18 protein-coding genes and 1 pseudogene are annotated in these 16,021 nt (G+C 66.6%); 6 read left to right on the forward strand and 13 right to left on the reverse strand.

What is annotated here, in order from left to right; genetic code table 11:
- Window positions 1–27: 27 nt before the first annotated feature.
- Window positions 28–1,278: a saccharopine dehydrogenase NADP-binding domain-containing protein gene (locus tag MMB92_RS31485; protein ID WP_277563172.1), complete on the reverse strand. Its 1,251-nt coding sequence runs from the start codon at window positions 1,276–1,278 to the stop codon at window positions 28–30.
- 43 nt (window positions 1,279–1,321) lie between these two features.
- Window positions 1,322–2,239 carry an acetoacetate decarboxylase family protein gene (locus MMB92_RS31490; RefSeq protein WP_212246735.1) on the reverse strand — a complete coding sequence of 306 codons (918 nt, stop codon included), beginning with the start codon at window positions 2,237–2,239 and terminating at the stop codon, window positions 1,322–1,324.
- Window positions 2,240–2,478: 239 nt separating this feature from the next.
- On the opposite strand from MMB92_RS31490, the gene MMB92_RS31495 reads away from it, so the two are divergent.
- A complete protein-coding gene (locus tag MMB92_RS31495) occupies window positions 2,479–2,886 on the forward strand; it encodes a DUF3224 domain-containing protein (protein ID WP_277563173.1) in 408 nt (135 codons plus the stop codon).
- A 9-nt stretch (window positions 2,887–2,895) separates the two neighbouring features.
- On the opposite strand, the gene MMB92_RS31500 is transcribed toward MMB92_RS31495, so the two are convergent.
- The 5 genes from MMB92_RS31500 to MMB92_RS31520 all read right to left on the reverse strand — a co-directional run bounded on the left by MMB92_RS31500 (window position 2,896) and on the right by MMB92_RS31520 (window position 6,878).
- Complete coding sequence (locus tag MMB92_RS31500) at window positions 2,896–4,461, reverse strand: methyl-accepting chemotaxis protein (RefSeq protein ID WP_034203940.1); 1,566 nt, start codon at window positions 4,459–4,461, stop codon at window positions 2,896–2,898.
- 191 nt (window positions 4,462–4,652) lie between these two features.
- A complete protein-coding gene (locus tag MMB92_RS31505) occupies window positions 4,653–4,907 on the reverse strand; it encodes a glyoxalase (RefSeq protein ID WP_227746378.1) in 255 nt (84 codons plus the stop codon).
- Between the two features lie 257 nt (window positions 4,908–5,164).
- Window positions 5,165–6,010, reverse strand: coding sequence for an MBL fold metallo-hydrolase (locus MMB92_RS31510; RefSeq protein ID WP_006483377.1), 846 nt, complete (start codon window positions 6,008–6,010; stop codon window positions 5,165–5,167).
- Between the two features lie 18 nt (window positions 6,011–6,028).
- Entirely contained in the window at window positions 6,029–6,355 is a 327-nt protein-coding gene (locus tag MMB92_RS31515; protein ID WP_277563174.1) for a hypothetical protein, read from the reverse strand.
- Window positions 6,348–6,878 carry a hypothetical protein gene (locus MMB92_RS31520; RefSeq protein ID WP_006483378.1) on the reverse strand — a complete coding sequence of 177 codons (531 nt, stop codon included), beginning with the start codon at window positions 6,876–6,878 and terminating at the stop codon, window positions 6,348–6,350. The genes MMB92_RS31515 and MMB92_RS31520 overlap by 8 nt, the downstream gene beginning before the upstream one ends.
- Before the next feature lie 167 nt (window positions 6,879–7,045).
- On the opposite strand from MMB92_RS31520, the gene MMB92_RS31525 reads away from it, so the two are divergent.
- From MMB92_RS31525 to MMB92_RS31535, 3 genes are read left to right on the forward strand one after another with little or no spacing between them, the layout of a single operon-like run.
- Window positions 7,046–7,939, forward strand: a complete 894-nt coding sequence (locus tag MMB92_RS31525) for a LysR substrate-binding domain-containing protein (protein ID WP_006491561.1) — start codon at window positions 7,046–7,048, stop codon at window positions 7,937–7,939.
- Window positions 7,940–7,988: 49 nt separating this feature from the next.
- The gene (locus tag MMB92_RS31530) at window positions 7,989–8,936 is read left to right on the forward strand and encodes an alpha/beta fold hydrolase (RefSeq protein ID WP_006483376.1); all 948 of its coding nucleotides are present in this window, start codon (window positions 7,989–7,991) and stop codon (window positions 8,934–8,936) included.
- The gene (locus MMB92_RS31535; RefSeq protein ID WP_006483389.1) at window positions 8,933–9,298 is read left to right on the forward strand and encodes a hypothetical protein; all 366 of its coding nucleotides are present in this window, start codon (window positions 8,933–8,935) and stop codon (window positions 9,296–9,298) included. The genes MMB92_RS31530 and MMB92_RS31535 overlap by 4 nt, the downstream gene beginning before the upstream one ends.
- A 41-nt stretch (window positions 9,299–9,339) precedes the next feature.
- On the opposite strand, the pseudogene MMB92_RS35335 reads toward MMB92_RS31535, so the two are convergent.
- From MMB92_RS35335 to MMB92_RS31555, 5 genes and pseudogenes are all read right to left on the reverse strand, one after another.
- Window positions 9,340–9,485: pseudogene (locus MMB92_RS35335) on the reverse strand (LysR family transcriptional regulator); the annotation flags it as partial.
- A 100-nt stretch (window positions 9,486–9,585) separates the two neighbouring features.
- Window positions 9,586–9,813: a tautomerase family protein gene (locus tag MMB92_RS31540; protein WP_006483372.1), complete on the reverse strand. Its 228-nt coding sequence runs from the start codon at window positions 9,811–9,813 to the stop codon at window positions 9,586–9,588.
- Window positions 9,814–9,861: 48 nt separating this feature from the next.
- The gene (locus tag MMB92_RS31545; protein WP_048988565.1) at window positions 9,862–10,599 is read right to left on the reverse strand and encodes an SDR family oxidoreductase; all 738 of its coding nucleotides are present in this window, start codon (window positions 10,597–10,599) and stop codon (window positions 9,862–9,864) included.
- Between the two features lie 28 nt (window positions 10,600–10,627).
- Window positions 10,628–11,401: a carboxymuconolactone decarboxylase family protein gene (locus MMB92_RS31550; protein WP_338157075.1), complete on the reverse strand. Its 774-nt coding sequence runs from the start codon at window positions 11,399–11,401 to the stop codon at window positions 10,628–10,630.
- A gap of 149 nt (window positions 11,402–11,550) precedes the next feature.
- Window positions 11,551–11,961, reverse strand: coding sequence for a cupin domain-containing protein (locus MMB92_RS31555; RefSeq protein WP_006497975.1), 411 nt, complete (start codon window positions 11,959–11,961; stop codon window positions 11,551–11,553).
- A gap of 130 nt (window positions 11,962–12,091) precedes the next feature.
- Between MMB92_RS31555 and MMB92_RS31560 the strand changes: the two genes are divergently transcribed.
- Window positions 12,092–13,000, forward strand: a complete 909-nt coding sequence (locus tag MMB92_RS31560; RefSeq protein ID WP_060213212.1) for a LysR family transcriptional regulator — start codon at window positions 12,092–12,094, stop codon at window positions 12,998–13,000.
- A 198-nt stretch (window positions 13,001–13,198) separates the two neighbouring features.
- Here the strand turns inward: MMB92_RS31560 and MMB92_RS31565 are convergent, their stop codons facing one another.
- Window positions 13,199–13,885, reverse strand: coding sequence for a TetR/AcrR family transcriptional regulator (locus MMB92_RS31565; RefSeq protein ID WP_163122428.1), 687 nt, complete (start codon window positions 13,883–13,885; stop codon window positions 13,199–13,201).
- A gap of 52 nt (window positions 13,886–13,937) precedes the next feature.
- On the opposite strand from MMB92_RS31565, the gene shc reads away from it, so the two are divergent.
- The gene (gene shc / locus MMB92_RS31570; protein ID WP_060213216.1) at window positions 13,938–15,977 is read left to right on the forward strand and encodes a squalene--hopene cyclase; all 2,040 of its coding nucleotides are present in this window, start codon (window positions 13,938–13,940) and stop codon (window positions 15,975–15,977) included.
- The last annotated feature ends 44 nt before the right edge of the window (window positions 15,978–16,021 follow it).

Genomic DNA, 16,021 nt, shown 5'->3' on the forward strand with positions numbered 1-16,021 from the left:
GGCTCGAATAGCGGATGGCGACCGCCTTCAAATCACCTCGAAACGCAACCCGGCATGGCGAACCAGGCGCTCGATATAGCGCTCGTCGAACATCGTCGCGGGCGTCCAGAAACCGCCGCCGCGGCCGGTCTTCACGCCGTCGCGGCGGCAATCGAGCGTGAGGCCGAGCGCGGCCTGACCGAGCATCTTGCCGGTGGAGCCGTAGCCGGGATCGCGATCGCCGGTGACTTTCACGCGCAAGATTCGCCCGTCGTCGGTGCGGCCGAAGAAGCGCAAATCGTAGCGGCCGGCCCGTTGAGCGTCGACGCTCGGCCCCTCGCCGGGTTTCGGCAGCAGGAAGCGCGCCATCAGGCTGCGCACCGGCCCGATGAGGACGCCCACCATGAATGCGCCGAGGCCCGCCACCATCGTCAGCGCGGTCACGCGTCCTTTCAGGCCCGTGCCCGTCATCACGGCCTCGTCATAGGTGAAGCGGCTGCCGTACGCATTGCCCGCCAGCGCATTGGAGCGGTGCACGACGCGCTCGTTGATCGCGGCCATCACGAACGGTGCGATCCACGCGCCGCAGTCGCGATCGAATTCGGCGGATCGCACCGCGTGCTGCCGCACCGTGAAACCATGCCGTTGCGGGCACAACGAATAAGGATCGAGCAGTTCGCGCCGCAATGCCGGATCCGCCGCCGCCTCGCGCACGACGTTGATCACGCTGGCCACGGTGCCGCCCGACGCACCGCCCTTCAGCGTTTCGACGCGCATCTTCACATGAGCGGCCGGCTCGCCCCACTGCTGCCGCGCCTGTTGCTGCAGGAAGAACACGCCCATGTCGGAAGGCACCGAATCGAAGCCGCAGCAATGCACGATGCGCGCGCCCGATTGCCGGGCCGCGGCTTCGTACCGGTCGATCATCCGCCTGATCCACTGCGTCTCGCCGGTGAGATCGCAATAGTCGGTGCCGGTTTGCGCGCAGACCCTGACCAGCGGCTCGCCGTACAGCGCGTAGGGGCCGACGGTGGACACGACCACCCGCGTTTGCGCGCACAGTGCCTGAAGCTGCGCTTCGTCGGCCGCGTCGGCGACGATGATCGGCACCGACTGCCCGGCCGCGCCGAGCGTATCCCGGACCTGCCTGAGCTTCGCGTCGGAGCGGCCCGCGATCGCCCAGCGCAACGTATCGCCGGCGCCCGCGTCCGACAGGTAGTCGGACAGATAGCGGGTCAGGATTTGCCCGACGAAACTGGTGGCGCCAAATACGACGAGATCGTAGGTCGGTTGAGGCATGGACGACTCCTTCCGTGCGCGCACGTCGCACGCATCCGTATCGTTAGCGTGGCTTTCCGGATTCGTCGAACGCCCTCAAAGGCGTCGGCAGATTCAGGACCAGTTGCGCATCCTTGACCACGTCGAGACGCATGATTGTGGATGCGCCGAGCCCGTCGAGCAACTGGCTCAGCGGCCCGCCGTGCCGCACCAGCTCGACGTTGCGCGGCAACAGGCGCTGCGCGAACGACAGCATGTTGGTCTGCACCGACGACTGATGCCATTCGCCGTCGATGCGATTGACCATCGTCGTCGTACCCATGTGCGATTGCGACGGGACGTGGGTCAGCGTCGACAGCGGCACGCTCAGGCTCAGATCCGGCCGCCCGCCCGGGCCGGCGATACGCGCGCGCGCGGTGGCATCGATGTTCACGTCGATCTCGGCGAGCCACTTCGGCAACTGATAGCCGTGTACGCCACGTACCCGCGCAATGTCCGTCGTGACCGGCAGCGCCAGCACGTGCGCGAAGAAACTCCGGCGCCGCATCGAGTCGATCAGTTCCAGCGCGTGCGAACCTGTCGCGCCGGGCCGGCGAATGACCACCGCGACCGATACTTCGTCATACGGATCGTTGTCGCAGACCGAATACGAAAAGAACGTCAGCGCGACGAGCCCGTATCCGGGCAGCGCCCGCAGCGGTTCGAGCGGGATCGGCAGCATGGTCCGCAAGCGGTCGAGCGGTGCAAGGAACAGCAGTTGAATGCTGCTGGAACGGTAGTAGAAGTTCGGCGCCCAGGTCGGGCCCACGCGTGACGCCACCTGACGCTTCGGAATTCGCCGGAAAAAATCGATGTTCCCCGCCGCGGGATCGCGCGCCACCGCGTCCAGGTCCGGATTCATCCGGAACCGGTCGTAGTACCCGCCCTCGGGCACGTCGACCGTGTGCGGCCCGAATTCGACCTGTGTAAAACGTCTGTCCATGTTCGTCGCCTCTCGTCGATGCTCGACCGTGGCAGGCGAAATCCACGGCCTGCCGATTCACTGCCGTCAGCAAGGACTCTAAGCTTCAAGTCAGCTTCAAGGTCAAGGCGATGAGTAGAGGAAGATGTCGGACTGCGGTGGCGCGACGGCTCGTCCCGTACACGGCCGGCATTCGGTCACCGTCGGCGGAACCCGCTTGGCTTATAGTGCGGAGTGCCCATTCAACCAGGAGAATGCCAATGAAACTGCAGGCCGGCGGTCCATTCGAAGTGAAGCTGAATCCGGAATCCCTGAGTCGCGTCGCCGAACCCAGCGGGCTCGGCCGCATGTCGCTGGACAAGCATTTTCACGGCGATCTGGAAGCCGTCAGCCAAGGCGAAATGCTCGCGTTTCGCAGCAGCGTTCAGGGTTCGGCCGGGTACGTGGCGATGGAAACCGTCACAGGCGTGCTCGGCGGACGCAAGGGCAGTTTTGTCCTGCAGCACAGCTCCACCATGACGCGCGGGCAGCCGGCGCAGTCGATCACGGTCGTGCCCGATTCCGGCACGGACGAGTTGCTCGGGCTGTCCGGTTCGATGCACATCGACATCGACAACGGCCGGCATGCGTACCGCTTCGACTACGCGTTGCCGGACGCACCGCAATAAGCGCGCCCGTCACGCGAGCGCCGCTTCGCGCAGACGGAACTGGGCGACCGCCGCACTCAGCCGCGCGCCCTGTTCGTCGAGCGACAGCGCCGCGGCCGCCGCCTCCTCGACCAGTGCGGCATTGCGCTGCATCGTCTGCTCCATCTGGATCACCGCGGCGTTCACCTGTTCGATGCCCGACGACTGCTCGTCGAATGCCTGGCTGGTTTCGCCCATGATCGTGTTGACGCGCTCGACCGCCGCAACCAGCTCGGCCATCGCCGAGCCGGCCAGTGCGACGAGGCCGCTGCCATCTTCGACGCGTCGCGCGGAATGGCCGATCAGATCGCGGATTTCCTTCGCCGCCGCCGCGCAACGTTGCGCGAGCCCGCGCACCTCGCTCGCGACGACCGCGAAACCGCGCCCTTGCTCACCCGCGCGCGCGGCTTCGACGGCGGCGTTCAGCGCGAGGATGTTGGTCTGGAACGCGATGCTCTCGATCACGCCGACGATGCCGGAGATGCGTGTCGAGCTGTGCGAAATTTCCGACATCGTCTCGACGACGCGCTGCATCGCTTCGCCGCCGCGCGATGCAATGCCGGCCGCGCCCTCGACGTAGGTGCGCGCATCGCGCGCGTTGTCCGCGTTCTGGCGCACGGCCGCCGTCAGTTGCTCGACGCTCGCGGCCGCCTGCTGCAGCGACACGGCCTGCTGCTCGGTGCGCGCGGACAGGTCGACGTTGCCGCTCGCGATCGTGCGCACGTCGCCGACGATCGTCTCGGTGCTCGCGCGCACCTGGCTGACGGTCTCGACGAGGCCGTCCTGCATCCGCTTCAGCGCATTCAGCAGATACGCCATCTCGTTCTCGCCCGGCACGACGACGGTGCCGGTCAGGTCGCCCTTCGAGATCTTTTCGAACTGGTCGACCGCGAGATTGATCGGCCCGATGATCGCCTTCGCGAGCACGCGCTGCGCAACGAAGCCGACGACGAGCGCCAGCACCGCGACCGCCCCCATCCCCCATACGATCCGGTGGAAATTCGCACCGGCCGCATCGTAGCGCGCCTTCTGACGCGTGACCTGGAACGATTCGAGCGCGTCGATCGCCTCCTGGTAGGCGGCGAACAATGCCGGCGGCGCGGTGCGCTGGGTGTCGAGGAAGTTGAACGCGTCGTCGCCGTCGAGCTGCGACAGTGCCTTCAGGAACACGCGATCGAGCAGCGCGCGCCGGCGATTCTGCAGCGTGTCGAACAGCGCCTGCTCGCCGGCGTCGCGCGGATGCAGGCGCGTGTACGCGTCCAGCTCGTCGTCGCTCTGCTTGAGCAGCGTGTGGAGTTGCGCGACTTCCGCCTTCGCGGGCTGGCCGGCGCTGATGATCTGCGCGACGTCGCTCATGCGTTCGCGCAGCACCAGCATTCGCTCGGAGCTGGTCTTCAGATGCAGCAGCGACGCGGTATCGTCACGGTACATCGCCTCGAGCGAACCGTTGCCCATATAAAGCGCCGCGATGCCTGCGCCGACCACCAGCACGAGCAGCACGGTGTAGCCGGCGATGGTCGCGACGAGTCCACCACGGATAGTGAGTTGTTTTCGCATGACGTTCCCTTGAGCCGGCCGGGCACGGCCAGCGGCGAATGTGAATTCCGGAACACGAACGACGCGCGCCGTGACGCAAGACGAGGCGCGGGGGCTGCGAACGGGTTAACGGCGCGGGGAACGGGCGGCTTTTATCCGCACGCGACGCGAATCTTGACGATTGCGACAGAGGGAAGGAGGCAGCAGCGCGGCTACCGGCCGTCGCCGAGCCTGGAACGAATCTCGTCGATCGACAGGTCGCGCTGGTGCGTGGCGATCTGCCAGACCTTTCTCCACGCAGCCTTCACCATCGGCCGCCGGTCGCGGTACGGCATGTCGGCGGGCGCTTCCAGCGGGATCGCTTGCGCCGCGAGCGCCCGCCCACAAGTCGAATCGGTGTCCTGGACATACACGTGCAAAAACGCCGGCATCGGACCGCGCAGGCCGTCTGCGCCGCCGATCACCACGACGGCGGCCGATCCGGATCTCGGCAGGCAAACCGGTACGGAATCCGCCCTCCGCGTCGAACACCGCGCGGATGAAGACGATCAGGTTGCGCGGATCCGCAACGACGATCCGCGGCGTGACGGTATGCCGTCCATCGAGCTGGAATGGGGCCATGACGTGCGACCGCCGACGAGGGTCCAGGCTGGATTGTCCTCCTCGAGCGGCAGCCTGCAAAGCGGACACCGGGTATCGACCACGCACGTCCGCGTGCATCGCCTCATGCGTCGGTCTCGTAAAACAGCCCGTATTCGCCGTGCGTTCGCCTGATGCGCGCGAAGCCGGGTTCGCCCAGATGCATGCCGGCGATCAGCAGCCCTTCCGAGCTGACCCGATCCAGCAGCCGCGAACGCGTCGTCGCCGCTTGCGACGCATCCTGATCGAATGCGATCGCGACGTCCGGTCGTTCGATCTGGATGTGCGGAAAATGCACGATATCGCCCCACACGAGCAGGCCCCGATCGCCGGATTCGAGCAGGTAGCCGGTGTGTCCGTCGGTATGTCCCGGTAGGGATATCGCAGCGATCCCCGGGAGCACCTCGCCTTCGTCGACGGTCCGGAGCGCGTCGCCGTACGCATCGAATGCGTGACGCGCGATCCGGAAATTGCCACGGGCGCGCTCGCTTGCGCGGCTCAGGTTGCCGTCGTCGCGCCAGAATCCGACCTCGCGTCGATGCGCGACGAGTTCCGCATTCGGAAACGCAACCTGTCCGGCGGCATTGAGCAGCCCGCCGACATGGTCGGGATGGGCGTGGGTGAGCAGGACGGTGTCGATCGCGGCAGCGTCGATGCCGGCCAGCCGCAAATTGTCCATCAGGCGGCCGCCCCATTGCCTGATGCCGCCGGCCCCGGCGTCGACGAGAATCGTGCGGCCCGCACCGCGCACCACGTAGCAGTTGATATGCACGGCGGACGGCTCGTGCTGCCCGGCCGCGCGCTGCATCGCGGTAGCGTCGGACACGTCGATATTCGACAGGAAATCGAGGCTGGCCGTGAGGTAGCCGTCGCTGATCGCGGTGATCGTGAAATCCCCGACACGCCGGCCGGGAAACGTAACGTTGGACATCCTGCTTCTCCGCAGCGGCTAGTTTCGGGCGTGAAGGTTCGGCGCGGCATGACTAAAACAACGGATGCGCGCCGTCAGGCCCGTGCGGCGAACGATCGCGCGATCCAGCGCTTCCATGAACGCGCTCATGACCGCGAGCGGGCGACACGACGCCTCGCGATACTGGATTTCCGCGTAAACCGGATGCCCGCATCCGTGCCGGACCGCCACGTAAATGACGTGGACGTTCCGGACTTCTGCCTGGAGAACCGCCGTACAGAGTTCGACGCAGTCGGCGGACAGTTCGGCGAGGCGCGCATCGGGCGGCATGCGGTCCGCATCGATATGGAACGTCACGTTAGGCATCGCGGGCCTGCTTCGTCAGTTGCGGCGTCATCGGCGCATACAGGTCGAGGCCGGCCGGCAGGTTCCCGGCAAGCGCGGCGTCGCGGCGCGGCAGGACCGCGAGCCAGCGACGCGCCGGGCACTGCGCCAGCGCCACGGCTTGCATGGCCAGCGGCTTCAGGCCCAGCCCGATCAGCGGATCGGGCCCGCCGGCACTCAGCGCGAGCAATTCGCCGGCATCGACCGCCGGTGCCCGACCGATATCGCCGTAGAGATTGCGGTGCCAGTCGGTGATGTGTTGCTGCCAGCGCGCGAAATTGCCGCCGCCCTTCTGCCGATATTCGTCTCCGGTCAGCACGTCGAGGCCGTCGATCGTGTGAATGGCCAGGTAGACGGGGCAGCCGTCGCTTACCGCCCTGAAACGCTGCGACGTGTGGAAGCCGGTCACCGAGATGAGGGCCGGCAGCTTGTCGGCACTGTAGAAGTCATTCCATTCGGCTTCGCTGGCAGGGTCGGCGAAGCTGCATTCCACGGTGTAGATCATCGGATTGTCCTTCGTGACGGATGTGCATCCTGGGCTTCGAATGCGGGATATTCAGTGCAGTGACGTAATGCTAATCTGCTGTTTTCCGCGCAGATATCGACTTAAAATCAGCCTTCAGTGATATTTGATCAAGCAGGCCGTCGAGCGCACTCACCAACTCGATCCCGATGCGACGCAAGATTCCGAGCAATTCCGCGCTCCTGGCCTTCGAGGCGGCGGCCCGACACGGCAGTTTCGCCCGCGCCGCCGACGAACTGGCCCGCACCGAGGGCGCCGTCAGTCGCCAGATCGGCCGGCTGGAGGCGTTTCTGGGCGTGACGCTGTTCGAGCGCGTCGGCAACCGCGTGCGGCTGGCGCCCAACGGCACGCGATACGCGGTGCAGGTGCGCGAGATTCTCGATCGGCTGGAACGGGACAGCCTGTATCTGATGGGCCAGCCCGTGGAAGGCGCGAGTCTCGATATCGCCGCGATTCCGACCTTCGCGACCCGCTGGCTGATCCCCCGGCTGAAGCGCTTTCAGGATCGGCATCCGACCATCACCGTGCACATCGCCGAACGGATGGAGCCGTTCCTCCTGGCCGGCAGCGGATTCGACGCAGCCATTCATTTCGCGCATCCGGCGTGGGCCGGCATGCATCTGCATCCGCTGCTGGAAGAGGTGCTGGTGCCCGTCTGCAGCCCGTCGCTCCTCGAAGACGCTGGCGCGAACCCGTCGCTGGATGCGCTCCCGCGCCTTCACCGGCGGCAGAATCCGGATGCGTGGCAGATCTATGCGCAGGAGGCCGGCATCGTGCTGACCAATTCGGCGGTCGGCCCGCGATACGATCTCCATTCGATGCTGATCGAGGCCGCGCTGGCCGGCCTCGGTGTCGCACTGGTGCCGCGCCTTTACATCGGGGCCGAGCTTGAGCAAGGGCGTCTGGTCGCGCCCTGGCCGGACGGCAAAGCGGTGACAAAAAACTTCTGCCTCGTGCTGCCCGAGCCGATCGAATTGAGCGCGGCGCCGGTACAGGCGTTTGCGGAATGGGTGCTTGGCGAGGCGCGGGATTCGGTACGTTGATGCCGTGCCCGAAGTTCATCACCACACGGATCAGGAACGTCATTCACACATGATGCAGACGGAAATCGAAATACCGGGGCCTGTCGGCCCGCTGAGCGGCACGCTGTCGTCTCCAGCGGCGGGCGATGCTCCGGTGGTGCTGATCGTGCCGGGATCGGGTCCGACCGACCGGAACGGCAACGGACCAAACGGCCTTCAGGCATCGACTTACCGGTTGCTCGCCGAAGGATTGCTCGGCCAAGGTATCGCGTCGGTTCGCATCGACAAGCGCGGCATGTACGGTAGCGCTTCGGCGATCGCGGAAGCGGACGACGTCACGATCGACGACTACGCGGCAGACGTCCGCGCGTGGGTGGCGGCCATCCGTGCGCGGACCGGTGCGCGCCGCGTATGGGTGCTGGGGCATAGCGAGGGAGGATGGGTCGCGTTGTCGGCGGCGCGGCAAACCGCCGACATCCACGGCCTGATCCTCGTGTCCACGCCGGGGCGGCCGCTCGCACAGGTGTTGACGCAGCAACTGCGGTCGAACCCCGCGAATGCCGCCGTTCTGGGCAACGCGATGTCGATACTCGAATCGCTCGAAGCCGGGAAGACGGTCGACGCAGCCACGATCGATCCTGCACTGATGCCGTTGTTCAGGCCGCAGGTTCAGCGGTTCCTGATGAGCGAACTGGCCATCGATCCGGCGGCCCTTCTGGCCGGGTATGCGAAACCGGTGCTGATCGTGCAGGGCGCGCGCGATATTCAGGTGGGCGTGCAGGACGCGCAACGGTTGAAGGACGCGAGTCCAGGCGCCCGGCTGACGATCGTCGCGAATGCCAATCACGTGCTCAAGGCCGTTCACACGGATACGCTCGACGACAATCTTGCCGCGTATTCGAACCCGGATCTCCCTTTGGCAAGCGGTGTGGTGGAAGCCATTGCGGCGTTCGTTCAGGCATCGCCAGACGATCGGTGCGCGCGCCACGCGTTTCCGCAACAAAAAACCGAGCGATGATCCACACGATTCGATTCCGGGTTCGACCGGTTTATCACGGTAGCGATCTGCTGGTCGAAATACTCGACGACCATCGTGCGGCCGACTTTCCCGACGTCGCCGCCATGCTCCGGGATGCGCTGCATTCCGTCCGGCTCGCGCATCCGGACGGCCTCGACGACCCGCAGATCGCCGGGTCGCAGGACCGCTATTTCAGCTATTGGTCGTATGCCCGCGGCCACTATGAAATCGACGACGATCTCTGGGGATGGTGCGTGACCGCGCCGGTCAACAATCGGGCCATCGTCGCTGACATCGAACAGGCGCTGCTGGCGACCGGACGATTCGTCAAGGAAGCCGCGGATGTCGGCAAGTTTGCATAACGCCAACGGACCACATCCCCCGACACGTCGCCCCTACCCCGCTAATCCAGATACGGCGCCAATACGCCCCCGATCCAGTCCATGAAAGCCCGCACGCACGGCGAAAGGTTGCGCCGATGAGCGACGGCGAGCGATGCGGCGAGCGGCTCGGGCCGCCAGTCCCCGGCAACACCTCGACGAGCGCGCCGCGTCGACATAGGCGCAGCCGCACTTCATCGTGGCTTCGGCACGGGGACTTGCACTTGCAGAGCGATCTGTGTCAAAGCCGGCGTGCCTGCGATGCGCGCTTACATCCGGTAGCCCGGTTTTTTGTACAGCGTTGCGGCACGCGCCTCGATATCCGGACGATAGACTTCTTCCTTCCACCTATCCGAGGGAATTTCCTCGAAGCCGACTGACACGGACTCCTGACCATAACCGAGTATCGTCATCACGTCGCGTGTGATGGCGTCCGCCAGACGTTGCTTCTGCTCCTCGGTTTTCCCGGGCCACGCTTTGACGATGATGTGGGGCATAGCGTTCTTCTCCGACATTCGACAACGGCCGCATGCGCGCGGCCGTACTCAATAGGCCTGATTCGTGGGCCGGAACAGCACTTCGTTGATGTCCACGTCGTCGGGCTGGCTCATCGCGTATTCCACCGCGCGCGCGAACGCCGATGCCGGGATGGCCTGCTGATACACCTGGCTCATGCCCTTCGCGACGTCCGGGTCGGTAATGGTCCGGGTCAGCTCGGTCGCCACCGCCCCCGGCGACAGGATGGTCGTGCGGATGTTGTGCGGCTTGACCTCCTGCCGCAAGCCTTCGGTCAGCGCGCGCACCGCATGCTTGGTCGCCGCGTACACGGCGCCGCCCGGGCCGACCTTGTGCCCGGCCACGGACGACACGTTGATGATGTGCCCGCCCTTCTGCCGGATCATGTGCGGCAGCGCGGCGGCGATGCCATACAGCACGCCCTTGATGTTGACGTCGATCATCCGGTCCCATTCGTCGACGTGCAGGCGTTCGAGCATCGAGCTCGGCATCAGCCCCGCGTTGTTCAGCATCACGTCGATGCGGCCGTGCAGGTTGACCGCGCGGTCGACCAGGCGCTGGACTGCGTCGCGTTCGGTGACGTCCGTTTCGAGCATCGCTTGCCGTCCCGCGCCGATTTCGTCGGCGAGCCGCTCCAGCCGGTCCACGCGACGCGCGCCGAGCACCAGCTTCGCACCACGTTGCGCCAGATGCCGCGCGGTTTCTTCGCCGAGGCCGCTGCTCGCGCCGGTAATAACGACGACCTTGCCGTCGATGTTGTCGGTCATGATGTTCCTCTCTTCAGTTGCGCGCAGGTCACGCCGCGCGCCGTGAAAACACATCCTTGAACACGGGCATCGCCGAAAAGACGTTCGGCCATCCCGCGTAGAACGCCAGTTGCGTCAACGCCTCGGATGCCTCGGCCTGCGTGAGCCCGTTGTCCATCGCGCGGTTCAGGTGATACGGGATCTGCGCCACCTGGCCGTTGGCGACGAGCGCACTCACCGTCACCAGGCTGCGGTCGCGCGGCGCGAGCCCCGGGCGAAGCCACAGGTCGCGAAACAGCGCATCGGTCGTGTACTCGACCACGCCCGGCGCGACGGCGCCGAAGTTTTCCGCGACCGTCCGTGCGCGCTGCGCCTCGGCCGCCTCGTTCAGCGGCAGCGGCGTGGCGTCCGCCGGCGCAAGCTGATCGGGCCCGATGCCGCGTTCGTCATAGACGTGCTTGACGACGATCGACGCGGCGCTCGCGTGGGCCCATCCCGCGTAAAAGGCCAGGTGCGCGATCATTTCCGATATTTCCGCGGGCTTCACGCCGTGATCCAGCGCGAGGCGGACATGCAACGGCATCTCGACGGTCTGGCCGCGGGCGATCAGCACCGACAGCGTCACGATGCTGCGATCGCGCGGCGACAGGTGCGGCCGCTTCCACAAGCCGTCGAACACGGTGTGCGTCGTGTATCGCTCGAAGGCCGGGGCGACCGCTTTCAAATCGGGGGAAGACAAGGGTTCCTGCATGGTGTCGGTCCTTTGCATGTGAGTGCACGCGGCGGCGAGCAGCGCCAGGCCCGTCGCGGCGACGAACCGCAACGGGCGACGCGTGCGATCGTCACCGTGCGCCGTATTGCACATCGGTGACGGGTTCGGGCCGGTTGACGTTGCGTCCATCGCTTTTCGCCCCGTCAACCGACGCGGCCAACGACCTCCAGCCGGCATCGGAGTCAGGGCAGCGGGCGCGTTCATTGCGGTTCGCCGCTACCGAGGTATTGCTCGTCCGTCACCTTGTCCAGCCAGTCGACGTTCTTGCCGTCGAGCGCTTCCTGAATCGCGATATGGGTCATCGCGGTGGTCGACGTCGCGCCGTGCCAGTGCTTGTGACCGGGCGGGCACCAGATCACGTCGCCCGCGCGGATTTCGACGCGCGGCTCGCCGTCGCATTGCGTCCAGCCGCAGCCGGCGGTCACGAGCAGCGTCTGGCCGAGCGGATGCGTGTGCCATGCGGTGCGTGCGCCCGGCTCGAACGTCACGCTGGCGCACGACACGCGCGCCGGCGGCGGCGGTGCGTTCAGCGGGTCGATCCGGACCGTGCCGGTGAACCATTCGTCGGGGCCCTTGATCGAGGGCTGCGAGCCCGCGCGCTTCAGTTCCATGATGTCGTCCTCTACCGAAAAAGGTGCCGCATGGATCGCTCCGGCGGCCAGCCATCCCACTTTAATGACTCGCGATTCATGCGACTAGATGGCAAAATCGGCATAGGCCTATGCTGTGGTGCATGAATCAATGGAAGACTTCAACGACCTGGCGGCGTTCATGACCGTCGCGCGCGAGCGCAATTTCACGCGGGCGGCCGCGCAACTCGGCGTGTCTCAATCGGCGTTGAGCCGAACGGTGCGCGCGCTGGAGGGGCGCATGGGCATTCCGCTGCTGACGCGCACGACACGCAGCGTGTCGCCGACCGAGGCCGGCCAGCGGTTGCTGGAATCGATCGCCCCACGCTTTCAGGAAATCGAGGTGGAACTGGAATCGCTGCGCGCGATGACGGACCAGCCGGCCGGCAACGTCCGGATCACCGCGACCGACTATGCGGCGAACGAGTACGTGTGGCCACGGCTGCAACCGCTGCTGCGCCGGTATCCGGCGCTCAAGGTCGAGCTGGTGAACGACTATGGTCTGACCGACCTCGTCGCGGGTCGCTACGACATCGGCATACGGCTCGGCGACCAGGTTGCCAAGGACATGATCGCGCAGCGTATCGCGGCGGACATGACGATGTCGATCATCGGTTCTCCCGATTACCTCGCGTCCCGGCCCGCGACGAAAACGCCGCAGCACCTGACACAACACAACTGCATCAATCTGCGGTTGCCGACCAGAAACGCGCTGCTATCGTGGGAGTTGAGCAAGGGACGCCGCGAGTTGCAGGTTCGCGTCGAAGGGCAGTTGACGTTCAACAACGTCTATCAGATGGTCGACGCGGCGCTCGCCGGCTTCGGGCTCGCATATGTGCCGAAGGATCTGGTCGCGCATCACGTCGAAGCCGGCCGGCTCGGCTGGGTGCTGGAGGACTGGTTTCCGACGTTCGTCGGGCATCACGTCTATTACCCGAGCCGGCGCAAATCGTCGCGGGCGGTGGAGCTCGTGGTCGACGCGCTCAGGGCCGGGTATCAGCGCAACCCGCGGCAAGGATGAGCGGTCACGCCCGTGGTTCAGTAGCCGGCAGCTTCCGAAAGGCCATGCCCCATGCACGCGCTGCCGCAGGATCGAACGTAACGGGGTGGAGTCCCGGGCAAACGTGATCGGCCATCACGACCTCGATACGCGTGGCACGTCGAACCCCGCCGTCGCGCGACAGAATCTCGCCCGACGACATCGATCCCGTGCAGCGCATCACTTCGGAAACGCGCCCCTGCTCATCGTATCGAGCTGCCGGACGATTTCCGCGCGCAATTCGGCCGATATCTCGATGCTGTCGAGCAGTTCGGAAATCCACAACCCGTCGGCCGCGAGCCGGCAGATCATCAGCGTCGCGGCCTGCTCGAGCGGCACCGGGTCGGGTCGCGTCCATTCTCGCATCGGCACCGACCAGCGCGCGCGCGTGTCCTGCTCGGTGATCATCGACGCGACGAGCACACGCAGCACGTCGGTACTCGCGGCCGGATTGGCCGCATCGAGCACCGCATGCAGATACGCGCGCGCCGCCGCGCCGTCGCCGCCGGAATCCACCGCCATCCGCGCGGCCATCTGCGCGCCGAACCGCTCGGTCGCCTGCCCGAACAGCGCATCCAGCAGCCCCTGCTTGTTCGCGAAGTGATATTGCAGCGCGCCTTTCGTCACGCCGGCACGCTCGGCCACCGCATCGAGCGTCAATGCGGCCACGCCGTGATGCGTCGCGATCTCCGATGCAGCCGCCAGCAATTGCGCGCGCACCTGGTCCGGCGCTTTTTTTCGCCGCACGCCGGCCACGGCGGCAGCCGGCGGCGCCGATGATCCTTCAGGGGCCCGTGCGTCGGGCGCTCCGGCCGGTTCGACGGGCGCGGACACGTCGCGCGGCGCGGGTTCGAGGCGTTTTTTCATGGTGCGGATGGTAGCACTGCACGTCTCGAGATAAACATTCCGGCTGGATGGTATGATCCGCCGCATGAACAAATCGGCCCCCTCTCCCTGGTCCACGCTCGACACTGCCATCGCCCGTGGACGCGACGCACTCGTGCGCCTTCAGCAGCCCGACGGCAGCTGGTGTTTCGAACTCGAATCCGACGCGACGATCACCGCGGAATACATCCTGATGATGCATTTCATGGACCGGATCGACGACGTGCGCCAGGAGAAGATGGCGCGCTACCTGCGTGCGAACCAGCGGCTCGACACGCACGGCGCCTGGGATCTGTACGTCGACGGCGCGCCGGACGTGTCGTGCAGCGTGAAGGCGTACTTCGCGCTGAAGGCGGCCGGCGACAGCGAACAGGCGCCGCACATGATCCGCGCGCGCGACGCGATCCTGAAGCTCGGCGGCGCGGCGCGCTCGAACGTGTTCACCCGCATCCTGCTCGCGACGTTCGGCCAGGTGCCGTGGCGCGCGGCGCCGTTCATGCCGATCGAATTCGTGCTGTTCCCGAAGTGGGTGCCGATCTCGATGTACAAGGTCGCGTACTGGGCGCGCACGACGATGGTGCCGCTGCTGGTGCTGTGCTCGCTGAAGGCGCGTGCGCGCAATCCGCGCAACGTCTCGATCCGCGAGCTGTTCGTCACGCCCCCGGAACAGGAACGCCGGTACTTCCCGCCCGCGCGCGGCATGCGCCGGCTGTTCCTCGCGCTCGACCGCGCGGTGCGGCATATCGAGCCGCTGATGCCGAAGCGCCTGCGGCAGCGCGCGATCCGGCATGCGCAAGCGTGGTGCGCGGAACGGATGAACGGCGAGGACGGGCTCGGCGGCATCTTCCCGCCGATCGTCTACAGCTACCAGATGATGCAGGTGCTCGGCTACCCGGACGACCATCCGCTACGCCGCGATTGCGAAAACGCGCTGGAAAAGCTGCTGGTCACGCGGCCGGACGGCAGCGTGTATTGCCAGCCGTGCCTGTCGCCGGTCTGGGATACCGCCTGGAGCACGATGGCGCTCGAGCAGGCGCGCGGTGTCGCGGCGCCGGAAACCGGCGAGACGGCTGCCGGCACGTTGCGCGAACTCGACGAGCGCATCGCACGCGCGTACGACTGGCTGGCCGCGCGGCAGGTGAACGACCTGCGCGGCGACTGGATCGAGAACGTCCCGGCCGACGTCGAACCGGGCGGCTGGGCGTTCCAGTACGCGAACCCGTACTACCCGGACATCGACGACAGCGCGCTCGTCACCGCGATGCTCGATCGCCGCGGCCGCACGCATCGCCACGCGGACGGCACGAATCCGTACGCGCCGCGCGTCGCACGCGCGCTCGACTGGATGCGCGGGCTGCAATCGCGCAACGGCGGCTTCGCGGCGTTCGACGCCGACTGCGACCGCATGTATCTGAACGCGATCCCGTTCGCCGATCACGGCGCGCTGCTCGACCCGCCCACCGAGGACGTATCGGGCCGCGTACTGCTGTGCTTCGGCGTGACGAAGCGCGCGGAAGACCGCGCGTCGCTCGCGCGCTGCATCGACTACGTGAAGCGCACGCAGCAGCCCGACGGCAGTTGGTGGGGGCGCTGGGGCACGAACTACCTCTATGGCACGTGGAGCGTGCTGGCCGGTCTCGCGCTCGCGGGCGAGGACAAGTCGCAGCCCTATATCGCCCGCGCGCTCGACTGGCTGCGCGCGCGGCAGCACGCGGACGGCGGCTGGGGCGAGACGAACGACAGCTACCTCGACCCGACGCTGGCCGGCACGAACGGCGGCGAGAGCACGTCGAACTGCACCGCGTGGGCGCTGCTCGCGCAGATGGCGTTCGGCGACTGCGAATCCGATTCGGTGAAGCGCGGCATCGCGTATCTGCAGTCGGTGCAGCAGGAAGACGGCTTCTGGTGGCACCGCTCGCACAATGCGCCGGGCTTCCCGCGCATCTTCTACCTGAAGTATCACGGCTATACCGCGTACTTCCCGCTGTGGGCGCTCGCGCGTTATCGGCGGCTGGCGGGTGCTGCCGCGGCGCCCCCGGCCGCGGTGGCGGCCGCCGACACGGCGCTCGCCTGAGCGGTCGCGCGCCGGGGTGCGCCGACGCCCCCGGCGCGACCGCC

It is taken from the genome of Burkholderia sp. IO2, assembly GCF_029522185.1.
GTDB lineage: Bacteria > Pseudomonadota > Gammaproteobacteria > Burkholderiales > Burkholderiaceae > Burkholderia > Burkholderia cenocepacia.